Origin of the sequence: Komagataeibacter sucrofermentans DSM 15973, from assembly GCF_040581405.1 — a bacterium.
GTDB lineage: Bacteria > Pseudomonadota > Alphaproteobacteria > Acetobacterales > Acetobacteraceae > Komagataeibacter > Komagataeibacter sucrofermentans.
Genome location: NZ_CP137157.1, coordinates 1,668,493 through 1,685,018, shown reverse-complemented (window position 1 = coordinate 1,685,018; position 16,526 = coordinate 1,668,493). Strand labels below are relative to the sequence as shown.

At 63.0% G+C, this 16,526-nt stretch carries 15 protein-coding genes; 8 read left to right on the top strand and 7 right to left on the bottom strand.

From position 1 onward, the window contains the following. Together R5N89_RS08215 and alr are read right to left on the bottom strand one after the other, a co-directional pair. Complete coding sequence (locus R5N89_RS08215) at nt 1-1,257, bottom strand: D-amino acid dehydrogenase (RefSeq protein ID WP_110567634.1); 1,257 nt, start codon at nt 1,255-1,257, stop codon at nt 1-3. Continuing rightward, entirely contained in the window at nt 1,257-2,438 is a 1,182-nt protein-coding gene (gene alr / locus R5N89_RS08210) for an alanine racemase (RefSeq protein WP_110567636.1), read from the bottom strand. Before alr ends, R5N89_RS08215 begins: the two co-directional genes overlap by 1 nt. Nucleotides 2,439-2,575: 137 nt before the next feature. Here alr and R5N89_RS08205 point away from each other — a divergent pair, with 137 nt between their 5' ends. Both R5N89_RS08205 and R5N89_RS08200 read left to right on the top strand, forming a co-directional pair. Further along, nucleotides 2,576-3,019 (top strand): Lrp/AsnC family transcriptional regulator, encoded by a 444-nt coding sequence (locus R5N89_RS08205; protein WP_110567729.1) that lies wholly within the window; start codon nt 2,576-2,578, stop codon nt 3,017-3,019. 75 nt (nt 3,020-3,094) lie between these two features. Further along, a protein-coding gene (locus R5N89_RS08200) for an IS5 family transposase (RefSeq protein ID WP_110567731.1) occupies nt 3,095-3,858 on the top strand; the annotation gives its coding sequence in 2 pieces (ribosomal slippage) (nt 3,095-3,428 and nt 3,428-3,858; 765 coding nt in all). Between the two features lie 94 nt (nt 3,859-3,952). Here R5N89_RS08200 and R5N89_RS08195 read toward each other — a convergent pair. Continuing rightward, the gene (locus R5N89_RS08195) at nt 3,953-4,765 is read right to left on the bottom strand and encodes an MIP/aquaporin family protein (RefSeq protein WP_110567638.1); all 813 of its coding nucleotides are present in this window, start codon (nt 4,763-4,765) and stop codon (nt 3,953-3,955) included. 455 nt (nt 4,766-5,220) lie between these two features. Between R5N89_RS08195 and glpD the strand changes: the two genes are divergently transcribed. From glpD to R5N89_RS08170, 5 genes are all read left to right on the top strand, one after another. Beyond that, nucleotides 5,221-6,783 carry a glycerol-3-phosphate dehydrogenase gene (gene glpD, locus R5N89_RS08190; RefSeq protein WP_110567640.1) on the top strand — a complete coding sequence of 521 codons (1,563 nt, stop codon included), beginning with the start codon at nt 5,221-5,223 and terminating at the stop codon, nt 6,781-6,783. Nucleotides 6,784-6,856: 73 nt separating this feature from the next. Then, the gene (glpK, locus tag R5N89_RS08185) at nt 6,857-8,356 is read left to right on the top strand and encodes a glycerol kinase GlpK (protein ID WP_110567642.1); all 1,500 of its coding nucleotides are present in this window, start codon (nt 6,857-6,859) and stop codon (nt 8,354-8,356) included. 34 nt (nt 8,357-8,390) lie between these two features. Then, the gene (gene glpX / locus R5N89_RS08180; protein ID WP_110567644.1) at nt 8,391-9,377 is read left to right on the top strand and encodes a class II fructose-bisphosphatase; all 987 of its coding nucleotides are present in this window, start codon (nt 8,391-8,393) and stop codon (nt 9,375-9,377) included. A 51-nt stretch (nt 9,378-9,428) separates the two neighbouring features. Beyond that, a complete protein-coding gene (fbaA, locus tag R5N89_RS08175; RefSeq protein ID WP_110567646.1) occupies nt 9,429-10,535 on the top strand; it encodes a class II fructose-bisphosphate aldolase in 1,107 nt (368 codons plus the stop codon). A 33-nt stretch (nt 10,536-10,568) separates the two neighbouring features. Continuing rightward, nucleotides 10,569-11,327, top strand: coding sequence for a DeoR/GlpR family DNA-binding transcription regulator (locus R5N89_RS08170; protein ID WP_078523595.1), 759 nt, complete (start codon nt 10,569-10,571; stop codon nt 11,325-11,327). Between the two features lie 73 nt (nt 11,328-11,400). Here the strand turns inward: R5N89_RS08170 and R5N89_RS08165 are convergent, their stop codons facing one another. Next, on the bottom strand, nt 11,401-12,162 hold the full coding sequence (locus R5N89_RS08165; RefSeq protein ID WP_110567648.1) for an SDR family NAD(P)-dependent oxidoreductase: 762 nt from the start codon (nt 12,160-12,162) through the stop codon (nt 11,401-11,403). Nucleotides 12,163-12,499: 337 nt separating this feature from the next. Between R5N89_RS08165 and R5N89_RS08160 the strand changes: the two genes are divergently transcribed. Then, nucleotides 12,500-13,786 carry an NAD(P)/FAD-dependent oxidoreductase gene (locus R5N89_RS08160; protein ID WP_110567733.1) on the top strand — a complete coding sequence of 429 codons (1,287 nt, stop codon included), beginning with the start codon at nt 12,500-12,502 and terminating at the stop codon, nt 13,784-13,786. Nucleotides 13,787-13,841: 55 nt separating this feature from the next. Here R5N89_RS08160 and R5N89_RS08155 read toward each other — a convergent pair whose 3' ends face one another. From R5N89_RS08155 to R5N89_RS08145, 3 genes are read right to left on the bottom strand one after another with little or no spacing between them, the layout of a single operon-like run. Further along, nucleotides 13,842-14,495, bottom strand: coding sequence for a methionine ABC transporter permease (locus R5N89_RS08155; RefSeq protein ID WP_110567650.1), 654 nt, complete (start codon nt 14,493-14,495; stop codon nt 13,842-13,844). After that, entirely contained in the window at nt 14,476-15,510 is a 1,035-nt protein-coding gene (locus R5N89_RS08150) for a methionine ABC transporter ATP-binding protein (RefSeq protein WP_110567652.1), read from the bottom strand. Before R5N89_RS08150 ends, R5N89_RS08155 begins: the two co-directional genes overlap by 20 nt. Beyond that, complete coding sequence (locus tag R5N89_RS08145; RefSeq protein WP_110567654.1) at nt 15,501-16,322, bottom strand: MetQ/NlpA family ABC transporter substrate-binding protein; 822 nt, start codon at nt 16,320-16,322, stop codon at nt 15,501-15,503. Before R5N89_RS08145 ends, R5N89_RS08150 begins: the two co-directional genes overlap by 10 nt. Nucleotides 16,323-16,526: the final 204 nt, after the last annotated feature.

The following is a 16,526-nucleotide window of genomic DNA, read 5'->3' as shown; positions in this document are numbered from 1 at the left end:
TTACTGCCCGTAGCGGACAATGCCCAGGTCTTCATACGGGATGTCGGGCATACGGCCGGACATGATGTCAGCCAGCACCTTGCCCGAGCCACAGGCCATGGTCCAGCCCAGCGTGCCGTGGCCGGTGTTGAGGAACAGGTTATCGTATTTGGTGCGACCGATGATGGGGGTGCCATCGGGCGTCATGGGGCGCAGGCCGGTCCAGAATTGGGCGGCGGGGATGTTGCCGCCACCGGGGAACAGGTCCGTCACCGAATGCTCCAGCGTTTCGCGGCGCGGGGCGCGCAGCTTGGTGCTGAAGCCCGCGAGTTCCGCCGTGCCGCCAATGCGGATGCGGCTGCCAAGGCGGGTGATGCCGATCTTGAAGGTCTCATCCATGATGGTCGAGACCGGGGCGCGCTGTTCGTTCATGATATCGGCGGTGAGCGAGTAGCCCTTGACCGGATAGATCGGCAGGTCGAGCCCAAGGCGGCGCACCATGGCGGGCGAGTAGCTGCCGAGCGACACGACATAGGAATCCGCCACCATGCGGCCCCGGCTGGTCTCGATGCCGGTAATGCGGCCGCCATCGGATGTCATGGTGCGGATGCTGGTATCGTAATGGAAGGTGACGCCCGCTTCCGCCGCCTTGGCCGCGAGGCGCTGGGTGAACAGGAAGGCATCGCCCGTCTCGTCACCCGGCAGGCGCAGGCCACCCACGAATTTATGCGCCGATGCGGCCAGCCCCGGCTCGGCCTCGACGCAGCCTTCACGCGTGAGCACCTGATAGGGCACGTTGTACTGCTCCAGCACGCGGATATCGCCCGCAATGCCATCAAGCTGCTTTTGCGTGCGGAACACCTGCAGCGTGCCCTGCTGGCGGTCATCATAGGTGATGGCGGTGGTGGCGCGCAGGTCCATCATCATGTCGCGGCTGTATTCCGCAATGCGCACCATGCGGCCCTTGTTGCGGTCATAGGCGCTTGCGGTGCAGTTCTCGAGCATCTGCACCAGCCACTTCCACAGATGCGGGTCGGGCATGGGCCAGAACACGAAGGGGCGGTACTTCATCAGCAGCCACTTGATGGACTTGAATGGCACGCCCGGCCCGGCCCATGGCGAGGAATAGCCCGGCGAGACCTGTCCCGCATTGGCAAAGCTGGTTTCAAGCCCGGCTTCGGGCTGGCGGTCCACAACCGTGACCTCATGGCCCGCCTGCGCGAGATACCATGCCGATGTCACGCCAACGACACCACTACCCAGTACGATGATTTTCATTACACGGAGGCCTTGTTCTGGCGGGGAGAAGCATCGCACGCGACAGGCTGCCGATATGTGCGATGGAAACGCGAACCCAGTGCGGTCAGCACTTCGTAACCGATGGTGCCTGCGCTGTGGGCCACATCGTCCACGCTGCGGCGCGGGCCGATCATGTCCACATGCGTTGCGGCATCGAGCACGCTTTCGGGCACGTCATTGACATCCACCGTGGTGGAATCCATGGAAATGCGCCCCAGGATGGGCAGCCGGTAGTCGCCAAGCCACGCGCAGCCGCCCTGCGCCCCGCTGCGCAGGAAGCCATCGGCATAGCCTATGCCCAGCGTTGCAATGCGCCGGGGGCCGGTGGCCCGCCATGTCAGGCCGTAGCCCACGCCATCGCCCGCGCCAATGGCACGGCGCTGCACGATGCGGGCACGCAGCCTGACCGTGGGGCGCAGCGGGTTGGGCGCCTGCGCATTGGGGGCGAGGCCGTACAGCGCCGCGCCGGGGCGCACGAGGTTGAAATGATAGTCCGGCCCGAGAAAGATGCCTGATGAGGCCGAAAGCGCCCACGGCGCCGCGGGCAGCCGGGCCGCCATGGCGCGCAGCCGGTCGCGCTGCATGGCGTTGGCCGGGTTTTCGGGCGTGTCGGCGCAGGCGAGGTGGCTCATGACCAGCCTGGTGTCGATGCCCTCAAGCAGGGCGGGAGTCTGCGCCAGTGTCGTCACATCCGCCTCCGACAGGCCAAAGCGCGACATGCCGGTATCAACCTGCAGGGCAGCGGGCAGGGCTTTTTGCGCCTGAGCCGCATGGGCGCGCCAGCCAGCCACCTGCTCCATGCTGTTGAGCACGGGCAGCAGGGCGTGATGGGTGAACAGCGCCTCGGTGCCGGGCATGGGGCCGTGCAGCACGAAAATGCGCGCGGCAGGCGAGACATGCGGGCGCAGGCGGATGCCTTCTTCCAGATGGGCCACGAAGAAGACCCGCGCCCCGGCCTGTTCCAGCACGGGGGCAACCCTGTCGGCGCCAAGGCCATAGGCATCGGCCTTGACCACGGCGGCACAGGTGGCAGTGCCCGTGCGGGCATCAAGCAGGCGGTAATTGGCGGCGATGGCGTCCAGATCTATTTCCAGCGCAGCACCAGCGCCGGGAAAGGCCCAGCCTGAAGCCATGGGCTGGGGGAAGGGCAGGTCAGGCATGGGGCGCTTACTCCATCGGGCGGAACATGGCTGATCGTACGCGGATGGTAATAAAATGTCCTGTCGTTTTGTGCATGATCATGCGATTAATGAGCGCTTACACGCAATTATATACGAAAATAAGCGGAAAATTCACCATGCCCTTCGATCGGCTGACAGATGCCATCCTGCGCCACCTCCGCCATGATGGCCGCATGAGCAATGCGGACCTGGCCCAACGGGTGGGGCTGTCGCCCTCGGCGTGCCTGCGCCGTGTGCGCATGCTTGAAAAAGAGGGGGTGATACGGGGCTATCGCGCCCTGGTGGATGAGCGCTCGGTGCATGGCATGACCACCGTCATCGTGCACATCACGCTGGAGCGGCAGACGGAGGAATGCCTGCGCCGCTTTGAAGCGCGCGTGCGCGAATGCGCCGATGTGCGCGAATGCTACCTGATGACGGGCGACGCCGATTACCTCGTGCGCGTCGAGGCGCGTGACGCGGCCGATTACGAGCGCATCCATAAGGAGGAACTCTCGCGCATGCCCGGCGTGGCCCGCATACAGAGCAATTTCGCCATCCGCACCGTGGTGCAGCGCTAGGCTCAGGACCTATTAATTTGTTGAGCTGAGCGGTGTGTTGTGATTCACAGGCTTAACCGAATGGAGGGTGAGCCTGTGCGTGACGTGTTTTTGCTGTCCGAGCGTCAGAGGGAACGGATCAGGCCGTTTTTCCCACTGGCACATGGGGTTCCGCGTGTGAATGACCGTCGTGTTCTGAGCGGAATTGTTTACGTGATCCGCAACGGTCTTCAATGGAAAGATGCTCCCAAAGCCTATGGTCCGCACAAGACTTTATACAACCGCTTTATCCGGTGGAGCCGCCTGGGCGTCTTTGACAGGATATTTGTCGTGCTGACAGAGCAGGCTGGCCGTTCGAAGCGCCTGATGATTGATGCGACACATCTCAAGGCTCACCGGACGTCGGCGTCCCTGCTTAAAAAGGGGCTTTTCCCCGTCATATCGGACGAACAGAAGGCGGCCTGAACTCAAAGCCGCATGCCGTGTGTGATGGTCAGGGTCGGGCTATCCGCCTGCATCTGACTGCGGGTCAGGTCAGTGACTTCAAAGGCGCAGACGTGCTGCTGGCAGATCTCTCCGACGAGACAGAAGAAGTCATCGGGGATAGAGGCTATGACAGCGACCGGATCCGGTTATCGCTTGCAGAACGCAATATCACAGCCTGTATTCCGCCGAAGAAGAACCGGAAATCAAAGCCGCCTTACAACTGGCATCTCTATAAGAAGCGCCATCTGATCGAAAACATGTTCGCAAATCTGAAAGACTGGAGGCGTGTCGCGACCAGATACGACCGCTGCGCACACACTTTCATGTCCGCTATCCACATCGCGGCAAGCTTCATCTTCTATCTCAAAGAATGAGTCCTGAGCCTAAGGGCGCCGCTTTTAAAAAAAGGCGGCGCCCGAGCATTTCGTCAGATCACACCCGGAATGTTTTGCAGGCGGGCTGTAAAATTCATGGTGCAGGCGGGATGGATGGCGTGGCGCTGCGCGGAATGAACGGGCGGATGAGGAACTGGTAGCACCCGGCTCCCACAACCCCGCCAATCAGCGGCCCGGCAATGGGCACCCACCAGTAATGGTCCGGCCCCGGCAGGGCGGATTCACCCCAGCCCGCCAAAAAGCAGAACAGCCGTGGCCCGAAGTCGCGCGCGGGGTTGATGGCCCAGGCCTCGAGGTAACCCGAACATGCCCCGATGCTCGCAACCAGCAGCCCGATAATCAGCGCGCCCGAATTGGCCTGTGGCGCAACCGTATTATATTCGCACGTGATGGCGAAGATGCCGAAGACCAGCAGACCGGTCAGGATGATTTCATCAACAAAGGCGTGCAGCGGCGTAATGCTCTCGCCCGGATGGGTGAAGAACACCCCCGCCGCCCCGCCCGCGGCGCGCGTAAGGCCATGCGCCTGATTGTAATGTTCGATCACGGGCTGGTACAGCGTATAGACCAGCGTTGCCCCGATCACCCCGCCCAGCACCTGCGCCGCCCAGTAGCCGGGCACCTTGCGCCACGAAAAGCCGCGAAAGACCGCCAGCGCCAGTGATACGGCCGGGTTGGCATGCGTGCCCGACACGCTGCCGGTAATGTAGATGGCGATTGTAACCCCAAGCCCCCACACAATGGCCACGCCCCAATAGGCCTGCTTGTACGGGCTGGGATCATATAGCGCGTACATCGCGGCCACCGAATCACCGATCAGCACGATGATCATGACCGCGATGCACTCGGATATGAGTTCGCCCAGGAATTGTCTGTTTTTCAGCATTTTAACCCACTTTATTCTTTTATTATCATTCGATGGGAAAGGGCTGTTGGCCTTATGGCCGGTTTGCAGCTCTAAAATGTTCTTAAACGAACATATCTCACCGGGAAAGGGGCGCGTGCGATCCGTGGGGTAACAGTTTCTCCTTTTTCCATATATTTCATTATATTTCATGAAATTTCTCCAACATTCCGGATTCGGGGGCAGGTGATGTTGTTGTGTCGATGGAAGGCAAGGGGTGAGGATACGGAACAAAATGCGCGATTTCGCACATGCACAAAAATCACTCCGGCATATAAATTACTCGGGATGGCGAATTTATGGCTAATGCCGGGCACTATCATGCCTTGAAAAAGAAGGAATTATTTAAACGCGCAGCATGAAAAAATGTGCGCGCACCCTCTTGAACCGATCAGAATGTTCGGTTACGAACATGTGTATCAGGAGGAACATCTACTATGGCGTCCATGGACGAATCATTGCGCACCCCCCCGGCACCGGGTGGCCTGCTCGACCTGCTGGTCGTGGGCGGGGGTGTAAACGGCACGGGCATCGCGCGCGATGCTGCCGGGCGCGGCGCATCGGTCCTGCTTGTCGAGCAGGATGATCTGGCCAGCCACACCTCATCGGCCAGCACCAAGCTGATCCATGGCGGCCTGCGCTACCTGGAATATTATGAATTCCGTCTGGTGCGCGAGGCGCTGATCGAGCGCGAGAAGCTGCTGCGCATCGCGCCCCACATCATCTGGCCCATGCGCTTCGTGCTGCCCTACACGCCGCAGGCACGCCCGGCCTGGATGCTGCGCCTTGGCCTGTTCCTGTATGATCACCTCGCGCCCAACATGACGCTGCCCAAGTGCAAGTCGCTCGACTTCCGCACGTCATCGGCAGGCCAGCCGCTCAATGGCAAGCTCGCCCGCGGCTTCGCCTATTCCGATGGCTGGGTGCAGGACAGCCGCCTCGTCGTGCTCAACGCGATGGATGCCAAGGCACGCGGGGCCGATATCCGCACCCGCACCCGCATGGTCAGCGCCCGCCGCGCCAATGGCGTGTGGGAAGCCGATATCGAGAACACGCTCGATGGCACCACCACCACCGTGCGCGCCCGCGTGCTGGTCAATGCCGGTGGGCCGTGGGTGAGCGAGGTGCTGCGCGAGCGTGCGCAGGTGAACTCCACCAAGAACGTGCGCCTCGTCAAGGGCAGCCACATCGTGGTGCCGCGCCTGTTTGACGGGCCGCAGGCCTATATCCTGCAGAACCCGGACAAGCGCATCGTCTTCGCCATTCCCTACGAGCAGAAATTCACCCTGATCGGCACGACCGACGTGCCCTGGACGCAGGCCCCCGGCGATGTCGAGATCTCGCCCGAGGAAATCAGCTACCTGTGCGAGAGCGTGAGCCGCTACTTCACCAAGCCCGTAACACCGGCCGATGTGGTGTGGAGCTACGCTGGCGTGCGCCCGCTTTATGATGACGCGGCCAAGAACGCCTCCGCCGTAACGCGTGACTATGTGCTCGATGTGGATACGCAGGGCAATCAGGCGCCCATGCTATCCATCTTTGGCGGCAAGATCACCACCTACCGTCGCCTTGCCGAGCACGCGATCGAGAAGCTCCAGCCCTTCCTGCCCGTGCTGTCGGCACCTGGCTGGACGGCGGAAAAGGTGCTGCCTGGCGGTGATCTGGGCGAGGGCGGGTTCGAGGGCGCGCTGGCCCGCCTGCGCGCGCAGGCCCCGTTCCTTGGCCCCGACCTGAGCTGGCGGCTGGTGCGCAATTACGGATCGCGCGCCACCGGGATCGTAGGCGATGCCCGTAGCATGGAGGATATGGGCGAACTGTTTGGCGCGGGCCTGAGCGCGCGTGAGGTGGAATACCTGATCGCAAACGAATGGGCGCAGACCACGCAGGACATCCTGTGGCGCCGCTCCCGCCTTGGCCTGCATGTAACCGATGAGGACACGGCCCGCCTCGAGGCCTACCTCAAGGCCCGCAAGCCGGGCACGGCGCCGACTTCCGCGTAAAAATTATCAGGCCGCAGGTGCAACACGCCTGCGGCCCAAACTCGCATCCGCCCTGTTGGGGCAGGAGAAGATAATGAACAAGAAGAACAGAATTCTCGCCATCGACCAGGGAACAACCTCGACCCGCAGCATCGTGTTCGATCGCGATATCACGGCCATTTCGGTCTCCCGCATCGAGTTCGCCCAGCATTATCCCAGCCAGGGCTGGGTCGAGCATGACCCGGAGGAAATCTGGTCCAACGTTCTCTCCACCGCGCAGGAGGCCATTGAAAAGGCAGGCGGCCCCGGCGTGATCGCGGGCATCGGCATTACCAACCAGCGCGAAACCATCGTGGTGTGGGAGCGTAGCACCGGCAGGCCCATCCACCGCGCCATTGTCTGGCAGGACCGGCGCACCACGCCCATCTGCGCACGCATGCATGAGGAGGGGTTCGAGCCCCTCGTGCGCGAGCGCACCGGCCTGCTGCTCGACCCCTATTTCTCCGCCACCAAGATTGCGTGGATTCTTGATAATGTGGAAGGCGCCCGTGCGCGCGCCGAGAAGGGCGAACTGGCCTGCGGCACCATCGACAGCTTTCTTTTATGGCGGCTGACCGGCGGCCGCGTGCACGCCACCGACACCACCAACGCCTCGCGCACGCTTCTGTTCAATATCCACACCTGCGCGTGGGATGATGAATTGCTGGCGCTGTTCAAGGTGCCGCGCGCCATTCTGCCTGAAGTGAAAACCAACAGCGAAGTGTTTGGCGAGACGGCGCCGGAGCTGTTTGGCGAGCCGCTCAAGGTGGCTGGCATGGCAGGCGACCAGAACGCCGCCATGGTGGGGCAGGCCTGCTTCCGCCCCGGCACGGCCAAGGCGACTTACGGCACGGGCTGCTTCGCGCTGCTCAACACCGGCGCGACGCCCGTCATGTCTGAAAACCGGATGCTCACCACCATCGCCTACCGCATTGGGGCGGAGACGACCTATGCCCTCGAAGGCTCGATCTTTGTTGCGGGCGCGGCCATCCGCTGGCTGCGTGACGGGCTGAACCTCATCACCCATGCCTCCCAGACCGATGACATGGCCACCCGCGTGCCGCACAGCCACGGCGTGTATATGGTGCCCGGCTTCGTGGGGCTTGGCGCGCCCCACTGGGACCCCGACGCCCGTGGCCTGATCTGTGGCCTCACGCTTGATGCCACGGCCGCGCACATCGCGCGCGCCGCCCTGGAATCGGTGGCCTACCAGACCATGGACCTGATGGACGCCATGCATGAGGATGGCGGCGGCAAGCTCAGCGCACTGCGTGTTGATGGCGGCATGTCGGTCAATGACTGGTTCTGCCAGTTCCTCGCCGATATGCTCCAGACGCCGGTGGAGCGGCCACGACAGGTCGAGACCACGGCGCTCGGGGCCGCCTTCCTCGCGGGGCTGGCGACCGGGGTGTGGGAAAGCATCGCCGAACTGGAAGGCACCTGGACACGCGGGCATCTGTTCCGCCCGACGATGGACAAGGCGCAGCGCGATACTATGGTAGCCGGATGGCATGTGGCAGTCCGCCGCACGCTCAGTTCCACCGTTGCAGCGTAATCAAGACCACAGACGAACAGGAAAAGAGTGTTTCATGACCACCACACGGCATAATCCCTATCAGGTTACCGATCGCAATCTGGCCCTTGAACTCGTGCGCGTTACCGAGGCGGCTGCGGTCGCCGCATCGGCCTGGACCGGTCGTGGCCTCAAGAACGAAGCCGATGGCGCGGCGGTGGAAGCCATGCGGCGCGCGTTCGATACGGTCGCCATTGATGGCACCGTGGTGATCGGTGAAGGCGAGATGGATGAAGCGCCAATGCTATTCATTGGCGAGAAGGTGGGCTCCGGCGGCCCGGGCATGGATATTGCCGTCGACCCGCTTGAAGGCACCAACCTGTGCGCCAAGAACCTGCCCAACGCGCTGACCGTGGTGGCGCTGGCGGAAAGCGGCAACTTCCTGCACGCGCCTGACATCTATATGGACAAGATCGTGGTCGGCCCCTACCTGCCAGAGGGCGTGGTGGATCTCGACAGCACCATCGAGGCCAACCTCAAGTCGCTCGCGCAGGCCAAGAAATGCGCGGTGTCCGACCTCATGCTCTGCACGCTCGACCGTGAACGCCATGAGGAACTGATCGCCCGCGCGCGGGCCGCAGGCGCGCGCGTGACCCTGCTGAGCGATGGCGACGTGGCTGCCGCCATCGCCGCCTGCCTGGAAGAGAGCGAGATCGACATCTATGTCGGCTCCGGTGGCGCGCCCGAAGGCGTGCTGGCCGCCGCTGCCGTGCGCTGCGTTCATGGCCAGATGCAGGGCCGCCTCCTGTTTGAGGATGACGACCAGGTGGCGCGCGCGCGCAAGATGAACCCGGGTGCTGACCCCTCGCGCAAGCTGGCGCTGGAAGACATGGCGCGTGGTGACGTGCTGTTCTCCGCAACCGGGGTAACGGGCGGGGCGTTGCTGCATGGCATCCGCCGCAGTGGCATCCGCACCGTCACGCATTCGCTGGTCATGCGCTCCAAATCCGGCACCATCCGGTTTGTGGAGGGCCACCACGATTACCAGACCAAGACCTGGTGAGCAGTATTTCATCGATTGCATAACAACAAGAACAGGCAATAGAGAAACGACATGACCAATACAGCACACACCGCATCGAGCCGCCTGGGCCTGCGCCCCGGCGTGGTGACGGGCGCGGATTACCGTCGCCTTGTCGAGACCTGCCGCGATGAGGGCTATGCCCTGCCGGCGGTCAACGTGGTGGGCACCGACAGCATCAACGCGGTGCTTGAGGCGGCGGCGCGCAACCGGGCGGATGTCATCATCCAGCTTTCCAACGGTGGCGCGCGGTTCTATGCGGGCGAAGGCATGAAAGATGCCGAACAGGCCCGCGTGCTCGGTGCGGTGGCTGCGGCGCGTCATGTCCATACCGTGGCCGCTGCTTACGGCGTGTGCGTGATCCTGCATACCGATCACGCCGACCGCAAGCTGCTGCCATGGATTTCCGGCCTGATCGATGCCAGCGAGGAGGCGGTGAAGGAAACCGGCCGCCCGCTGTTCTCCTCGCACATGATCGACCTTTCGGCTGAACCGCTGGAAGACAACATTGCCGAATGCGCCCGCTTCCTGCGCCGCATGTCGCCGCTGGGCATCGGGCTTGAAATCGAGCTTGGCGTGACCGGCGGCGAGGAAGACGGCATTGGCCATGACCTCGATGATGGCGCCGATAATGCCCATCTCTACACCCAGCCCGAGGATGTGCTGAAGGCGTATGAGGCGCTTTCCCCCCTGGGGTTTGTGACCATCGCGGCCTCGTTTGGCAACGTGCATGGCGTGTATGCGCCGGGCAACGTCAAGCTGCGCCCCGAGATCCTGCGCAACTCGCAGGCGGCGGTGGCCAAGGCCACCAACCTTGGCGAGAAGCCGCTGGCGCTGGTGTTCCATGGCGGTTCAGGCTCGGAGCAGGCCAGGATTACCGAGGCCGTATCCTACGGTGTGTTCAAGATGAACATCGACACCGACATCCAGTTCGCCTTTGCCACCAGCATTGGCCGCTACGTGCATGAGCACGCGGAGGCGTTCAGCCACCAGATTGCGCCTTCCACCGGCAAGCCGACCAAAAAGCTGTATGATCCGCGCAAATGGCTGCGCGTGGGCGAGCAGGGCATCGTGGCGCGGCTTGAGCAGTCCTTCGCCGATCTTGGGGCGACAGGGCGTAGCGTCGCGCGCGTAATATAAAAGACCGCATGTGAAGGGGGAGTAACAGGCAACGTGTCAGCAGAAGAACGTCACCGGGAAATTACCGCGCTGGTGCGTACCCAGGGCTATGTCTCCAACGAGGATCTGGCCCAGAGGCTGAATGTTGCGGTCCAGACCATCCGCCGTGATGTCAACCTTCTGGCCCGCCGCGGGCTGGTGGCGCGGCATCATGGCGGGGCGGGTCTGGCCTCGTCGGTCGAGAATATCGCCTATTCCGAACGCCAGGTGCTCAACCGGCGGGCCAAGGAGGCCATTGGCAACCTTGCAGCCCGCCAGATACCTGATAATTCATCGCTTTTTGTCAGCATCGGCACCACCACCGAGGCCTTTGCCAAGGCCTTGCGGCGGCACAAGGCGCTGCGGGTCATTACCAACAACCTGCACGTGGCCACCCCGCTTTCCGCCCAGACCGATTTTCAGGTGATCGTGACGGGGGGGCAGGTGCGGTTTTATGATGGGGGCATTACCGGTTCGGCCGCCAGCACCTTCATCGAGCAGTATCGCACCGATTTTGCCGTGATCGGCATCAGCGGCATCGAAGATGATGGCACGCTGCTCGATTTCGATGCCGATGAGATCAGCGTGGCCCAGGCCATGATGCGTAATGCCAGGCGTGTCTACCTGCTGGCCGACCAGACCAAATTCGGCCGCAGGCCCATGGGGCGGCTTGGGCATCTTTCGCATGTGCATGGCTTTTTTACCGATCGGCAGCCGTCCGAGCAGATATGCGCCATGCTGCGCGCCCATGATGTGGAACTGCACATCACCTGAATCTGGATAAAAGCTTCAGAAGATGCCGCCTTCCTGAAAAAAGGCGGCATCCCGGAAATGTCTGTTTTTTCAGTTACTGCGCCAGATAGCCGCCATCAACCGGCAGCACCGCGCCGGTGATGAAGGAGGCGTCATCCGAGGCCAGGAACAGGATGGCGGCGGCAATTTCTGATGGCTTGCCCATGCGGCCCATCGGGTGCATCTCGACCACCTTGCGAATGCCGTCCGCATCCATGCCCGCCACCGCAGGCGTGTCGATGGTGCCCGGGGCCACGGCATTGACCCGCACGCCCTTGTCGGCCAGGTCGATGGCGAGGTGCTTGGTGATGCCCGATGCCACGAACTTGGCCGGGCCATACACCGCCTGACCCTTCTGCCCGGCAAAGGCGGAGATGGAGGACAGGCACACGATCGCGCCCTGTCCGGCATGGACCATCTCGGCTGCCGCATGCTTGCAGCACAGGAACATGCCGCGCGCATCCACCGCCATGGTGTGATCCCACAGATCGGCCGTGGCGGAGGCGAGATCGGCCTCGGGGATGACCCCGGCATTGGCTACGAGAATGTCGATGCGGCCAAAATGCTTCATGGTTTCGTGCACCACGCGGGCGATATCGGCCTCGCTGGTTACATCGGCTGGCACCGAGATCACGTCCACGCCGTTTTTTTCAAGCTGGTCGGTCAGTTCATCGAGTGCATCGGTATTGAGGTCGGTCAGGGCAAGCTGCGCGCCCTCGGCGGCAAAACGCTCTGCCGTGGCGCGGCCAATGCCGCTTGCTGCACCTGTAATGATGGCAACCTTGCCTGCAATGCGTCCGGTGGGTGTGGCTGTCATGGGGTCTCCTGCTTGTCGCTGGCATCAGGCGGGTTAACGCGGGGGGTACCAAGATGTTGCCCGCCCCGCAAGAGGCGGCCCGGTCTGCGCCAGCCCGATCGGGTTCTTTTGATCGGGGGGCGTGATCGGCCCGTTTTTCCTGCTCTGGCGCGGTCAGACAGCGGGGAAAAGGGGTATCCATTGCGAAATGGCACCAGAATTCGGGCCTGCGCATGTTTCAGGCACGGGGGGGATCACCTATACTCGCCACAAATATGGTTTGTTATGAATGTGGCGGGGCGGTGTTTTCCATGCGGAAACCGGCACGCCGTGCGAGCGGGTGTGGAGCATTATCGAGATGGCACAAAAGTTTCGGATCGTGATTGTAGGCGGCGGTGTTGCGGGCCTTGCGCTCGCCACGCGGCTGGGCAATTCGGTCGGCAAATCGGGCCGTGCGGAAATCACGCTGGTGGACAAGAGCTTCGCCCATGTGTGGAAGCCGATGCTGCACTGTTTTGCGGCTGGCACCGCCGCCAACGAGAATGACCGCATCAGCTTCATGTCACAGGCCAGCCGGCACCATTTCGAGTTCTGGCCCGGTGAGATCACGGCGCTCGACCGCGCGGCCAAGACCATCGCGCTCGCTCCCATCAAGGATCCGCTCAGCGGGGAGGTGGTGGTGGAGGCCCGCACGCTTGATTATGATGCGGTGGTGCTGTCAATCGGCAGCCGCGCCAATGATTTTGGCACGCCCGGCGTGGCCGAGCACTGCCTGTTCATTGACAACCTTGTCGATGCCAATGGCTTCAACGACCGCTTCCGCATGGAACTGCTGCGGTCCTTTGCCAATAACAACGAACTCGATATTGCCATCGTGGGCGGGGGGGCGACCGGCACCCAACTCGCCGCCGAACTGCACAAGGCGCTTGATCTGGCCTCGCTCTACAGCTTTGGCCAGAAGCCGCCCAAGCTGCGCATTACCCTGCTTGAGGCCGGTCCCCGTATTCTGCCTGCCTTCCCCGAGGCGGTGTCGGCGGCGGCGGTCAGGCAGCTTGAGGCCATTGGCGTGAGCGTGCGCGCAGGTGCCATGGTCAGCGGTGCTGATGAAAACGGCTTCATGCTCAAGGATGGCTCGCGCGTGCCTGCAACGCTGCGGGTGTGGGCTGCGGGGGTCAAGGCGCCGGATGTAACCAGCAAATTTGGCGGCCTCAAGCTGTCGCGCTCGGGCCAGCTTGAAGTGCGGCCCTCGCTGCAGGTGCTTGATGATGACAACATCTTCGCCATGGGCGACTGCGCCTTCATTGCTGAAAAGCCCGTTGCCCCTACAGCCCAGGCGGCCCGGCAGCAGGCCCATCATCTGGCCCGCCATCTGCCCCGGTGGATGATGAGTGGCCAGCCCATGCCTGCCTTCACCTTCCATAATAAGGGAGCGGTCGTGGCATTGGGCGATTACAATGGCTGGGGCACCTTCCCCGGTGGCACGGTGTTTGGCGGGGGCTGGCTGCATGGCCTGTCGGCGCGGATGGTGCATCTCATGCTCTATCGCCAGCACCAGTTCGAGCTGTATGGGCCGGTGCGCGGCACGATCTCGTGCCTTGTCGACTGGCTTGACGTGTTCGTGCGCCCCTCGATCCGGCTGGACTGAGGGCAGGGGCGCAGACCCCCTATGGCTGCTTCGGGGCTGCCTTTTCGCGCAGCCCCTAATCGTGGCGCAGGTGGTTCGACAGGGCGTTGCCTGCCGCCTGTATAATGGCCACGAACACGATCAGCACCAGCACCACAAGCGACATGACCTGCGAATTGAAGCGCTGGTAGCCGTAGCGGATGGCAAGGTCACCCAGCCCCCCCGCGCCCACGGCGCCTGCCATGGCCGAGGCCCCGGTCAGGGTAATGAGGGTGACCGTCAACCCTGCTACGAGGCCGGGCAGGGCTTCGGGTATGAGCACATGGCGCACGATCATCCACCGCGTGCCGCCCATGGCGTGCACGGCATCGACCAGATTGGGGTCCACCGCGCGCAGCGAGACCTCGGCAATGCGGGCAAAATAGGGAATGGCCGCCAGCGAAAGCGGCACGATGGCCGCCGTCGTGCCCAGTGAGGTGCCCACGATCATCCGCGTCACGGGAATGAGGATGACGAGCAGGATGATGAAGGGAATGGCGCGCAGGATGTCCACCACCAGCCCCAGCAGGCGGGCGGCGGGCGGGCAGGGCATCAGGCCACCACGCCGCATGGCCACCATGAGCAGGGCCAGCGGCAGGCCGCCGAGCACCGCGAGCAGCCCCGAGCAGGCGACCATGATGGTCGTCTCCCACGTTGCGCGTGCGATCAGGTCAATGATCAGCCGGGACATGGCCAAGAACCTTCAGTGAGGGGTCGAACTGCGTCAGGAAATCATGGATCTCGGCACAATAACCGGTCACCGACACGATCTGGTCGGCAAAGGGCTGGCCCGCGATCTCGGTGGTGCCGCCCTGCAGCACGGTGGCTTCCACGCCATATTGCTGGCCCAGCAGCGACAGCAGGGGCTGCCACGCCGCCTCGCCCGCCAGCCTGATGCGGATGATCGCCCATCCCTCGGGCGCAGGCTCCGCCACCAGCCGCGCGCGCAGGGCGGGTGGCACCTGTGGCTGCGTTTCCGACAGCAGGGCCTGGGTAACAGTGGATTGCGTGGCCGCCCCCATGATGGCCAGCGTGGGGGCGTTTTCTACAATGCGGCCCTGGTCCAGTACCACGAGATGGGTGGCAATGCGGCGGATCACATCCATCTCATGCGTGATGAGGATGATGGTCAGCCCCAGTTCGCGATTGATCTCGGCCAGCAGGTCGAGGATGGCGGTGGTGGTTTCGGGATCGAGGGCGGAGGTGGCTTCATCGCACAGCAGCAGGGCCGGGTCATTGGCCAGCGCGCGCGCAATGCCCACGCGCTGCTTCTGCCCGCCCGAAAGCTGGGCAGGCCATTTATCCCCATGCGCCGAAAGGCCCACCAGCGCCAGCAGCGCCTCAATGCGCGCCTGGCGTTGCGCGCGCGGCACGCCCGCGATTTCAAGCGCCAGGCTGATATTGCCGGCCACCGTGCGCGAACTGAGCAGGTTGAAATGCTGGAACACGAAGCCGATGCGCCGCCGCAATGGCACAAGCTGCGCCTGCGGCAGGGTGGTGATGTCCTGGCCTTCTATCAGGATCTGCCCCGCATCAGGCCGGTCGAGCGCGCCAAGGCAGCGCAGCAGCGAACTCTTGCCCGCTCCTGATCGCCCGATCACGCCCAGGATCTCGCCCTTTGCAACCGAGAAGGAGACATCATCAAGCGCCACATGCCCGCCAAAGCGGCGGCTCACATGGCGTACGTCAACAACATTTACGTCCATGCCGGTTCAACCGCGCCGTGGAAGATGGTGGCGATCGCCTCACGCGTGGCGGGCTGGTGCACGGCGCGGACCAGCGCCTCGACCCAGGGGGCATGGGCATCAGCGGCATTGACGGCCACGAAGTTGACGTAAGGGTTGTTTTGCAGCGATTCCACCCCGATCCGCTGCTTCTGTATGTCCACGCCAGCCTTCAGCGCCCAGTTGGTGTTGATTACGGCGGCATCCACATCAGGCAGCGTGCGGCCGACAATGCCCGCATCAAGCTCGCGGAAGGAGAAGTGATGGGGGTTTTCGGTCACGTCGAGCGGGGTGGGCAGCAGGCCTACTGCGGAATCAAGTCTGATCAGCCCCAGCGCTTCGAGCAGGCGCAGGGCGCGGCCTTCATTGCTCGGGTCGTTCGGCACGCCGATCACGGCCTTGTCCGGCAGGTCAGCCAGAGCTTTCCACCGCGCTGAATACAGCCCGATGGGGGAGAAATAGGTGGTGCACACGCTGACGATGTCATAACCACGGGCCGCTTTCTGGGCCTCGAGGAACGGGGCGTGCTGAAAGGCGTTGGCATCAATCTCGTGCTCGGCCAGCGCCTCGTTGGGCGTGTTGTAATCGGAGAATGTCACGATGCCGAGATTGAGTCCTTCCTTCGCGGCATTGGCCGTAATCACGCGCCACAGATCTTCGTCCTCGCCCGCCATGATGCCAACGCGGATCAGCTTGCCTTCTGCCGCCATGGCCCGTGTTGCCATGGGCAGGCAGACGATGCCGCCAAACAGGCTAAGCAGGGTGCGACGGGTGAGGGGGGCAATCTGTTTCATGGCATTCCTGATCGGTACATCGCGGGAAGAGCAACGATGCAGCACCACTATGGCGTGATGGTCTTTTTGACAACGCCCCTGATGGGCCGCATGGCGTGCCGGGGCGGAAGGGCATAAAGAGACAAGAGGCTGCGTGCGTCAATATTAAATACGATATGTTATGTTTATTAACGCCCTGCAGGAAGGACGGGCAGGTTTGATGCC

Bases quoted from the DNA above. Each gene is read 5' to 3' on its own strand.
- R5N89_RS08205 (WP_110567729.1), top strand. From the start codon at position 2,576: ATGCCCTTCGATCGGCTGACAGATGCCATCCTGCGCCACCTCCGCCAT.
- R5N89_RS08215 (WP_110567634.1), bottom strand. From the start codon at position 1,257: ATGAAAATCATCGTACTGGGTAGTGGTGTCGTTGGCGTGACATCGGCA.
- R5N89_RS08145 (WP_110567654.1), bottom strand. From the start codon at position 16,322: ATGAAACAGATTGCCCCCCTCACCCGTCGCACCCTGCTTAGCCTGTTT.
- R5N89_RS08195 (WP_110567638.1), bottom strand. From the start codon at position 4,765: ATGCTGAAAAACAGACAATTCCTGGGCGAACTCATATCCGAGTGCATC.
- glpD (WP_110567640.1), top strand. From the start codon at position 5,221: ATGGCGTCCATGGACGAATCATTGCGCACCCCCCCGGCACCGGGTGGC.
- R5N89_RS08155 (WP_110567650.1), bottom strand. From the start codon at position 14,495: ATGTCCCGGCTGATCATTGACCTGATCGCACGCGCAACGTGGGAGACG.
- fbaA (WP_110567646.1), top strand. From the start codon at position 9,429: ATGACCAATACAGCACACACCGCATCGAGCCGCCTGGGCCTGCGCCCC.
- R5N89_RS08160 (WP_110567733.1), top strand. From the start codon at position 12,500: ATGGCACAAAAGTTTCGGATCGTGATTGTAGGCGGCGGTGTTGCGGGC.
- R5N89_RS08165 (WP_110567648.1), bottom strand. From the start codon at position 12,162: ATGACAGCCACACCCACCGGACGCATTGCAGGCAAGGTTGCCATCATT.
- glpX (WP_110567644.1), top strand. From the start codon at position 8,391: ATGACCACCACACGGCATAATCCCTATCAGGTTACCGATCGCAATCTG.
- alr (WP_110567636.1), bottom strand. From the start codon at position 2,438: ATGCCTGACCTGCCCTTCCCCCAGCCCATGGCTTCAGGCTGGGCCTTT.
- glpK (WP_110567642.1), top strand. From the start codon at position 6,857: ATGAACAAGAAGAACAGAATTCTCGCCATCGACCAGGGAACAACCTCG.
- R5N89_RS08150 (WP_110567652.1), bottom strand. From the start codon at position 15,510: ATGGACGTAAATGTTGTTGACGTACGCCATGTGAGCCGCCGCTTTGGC.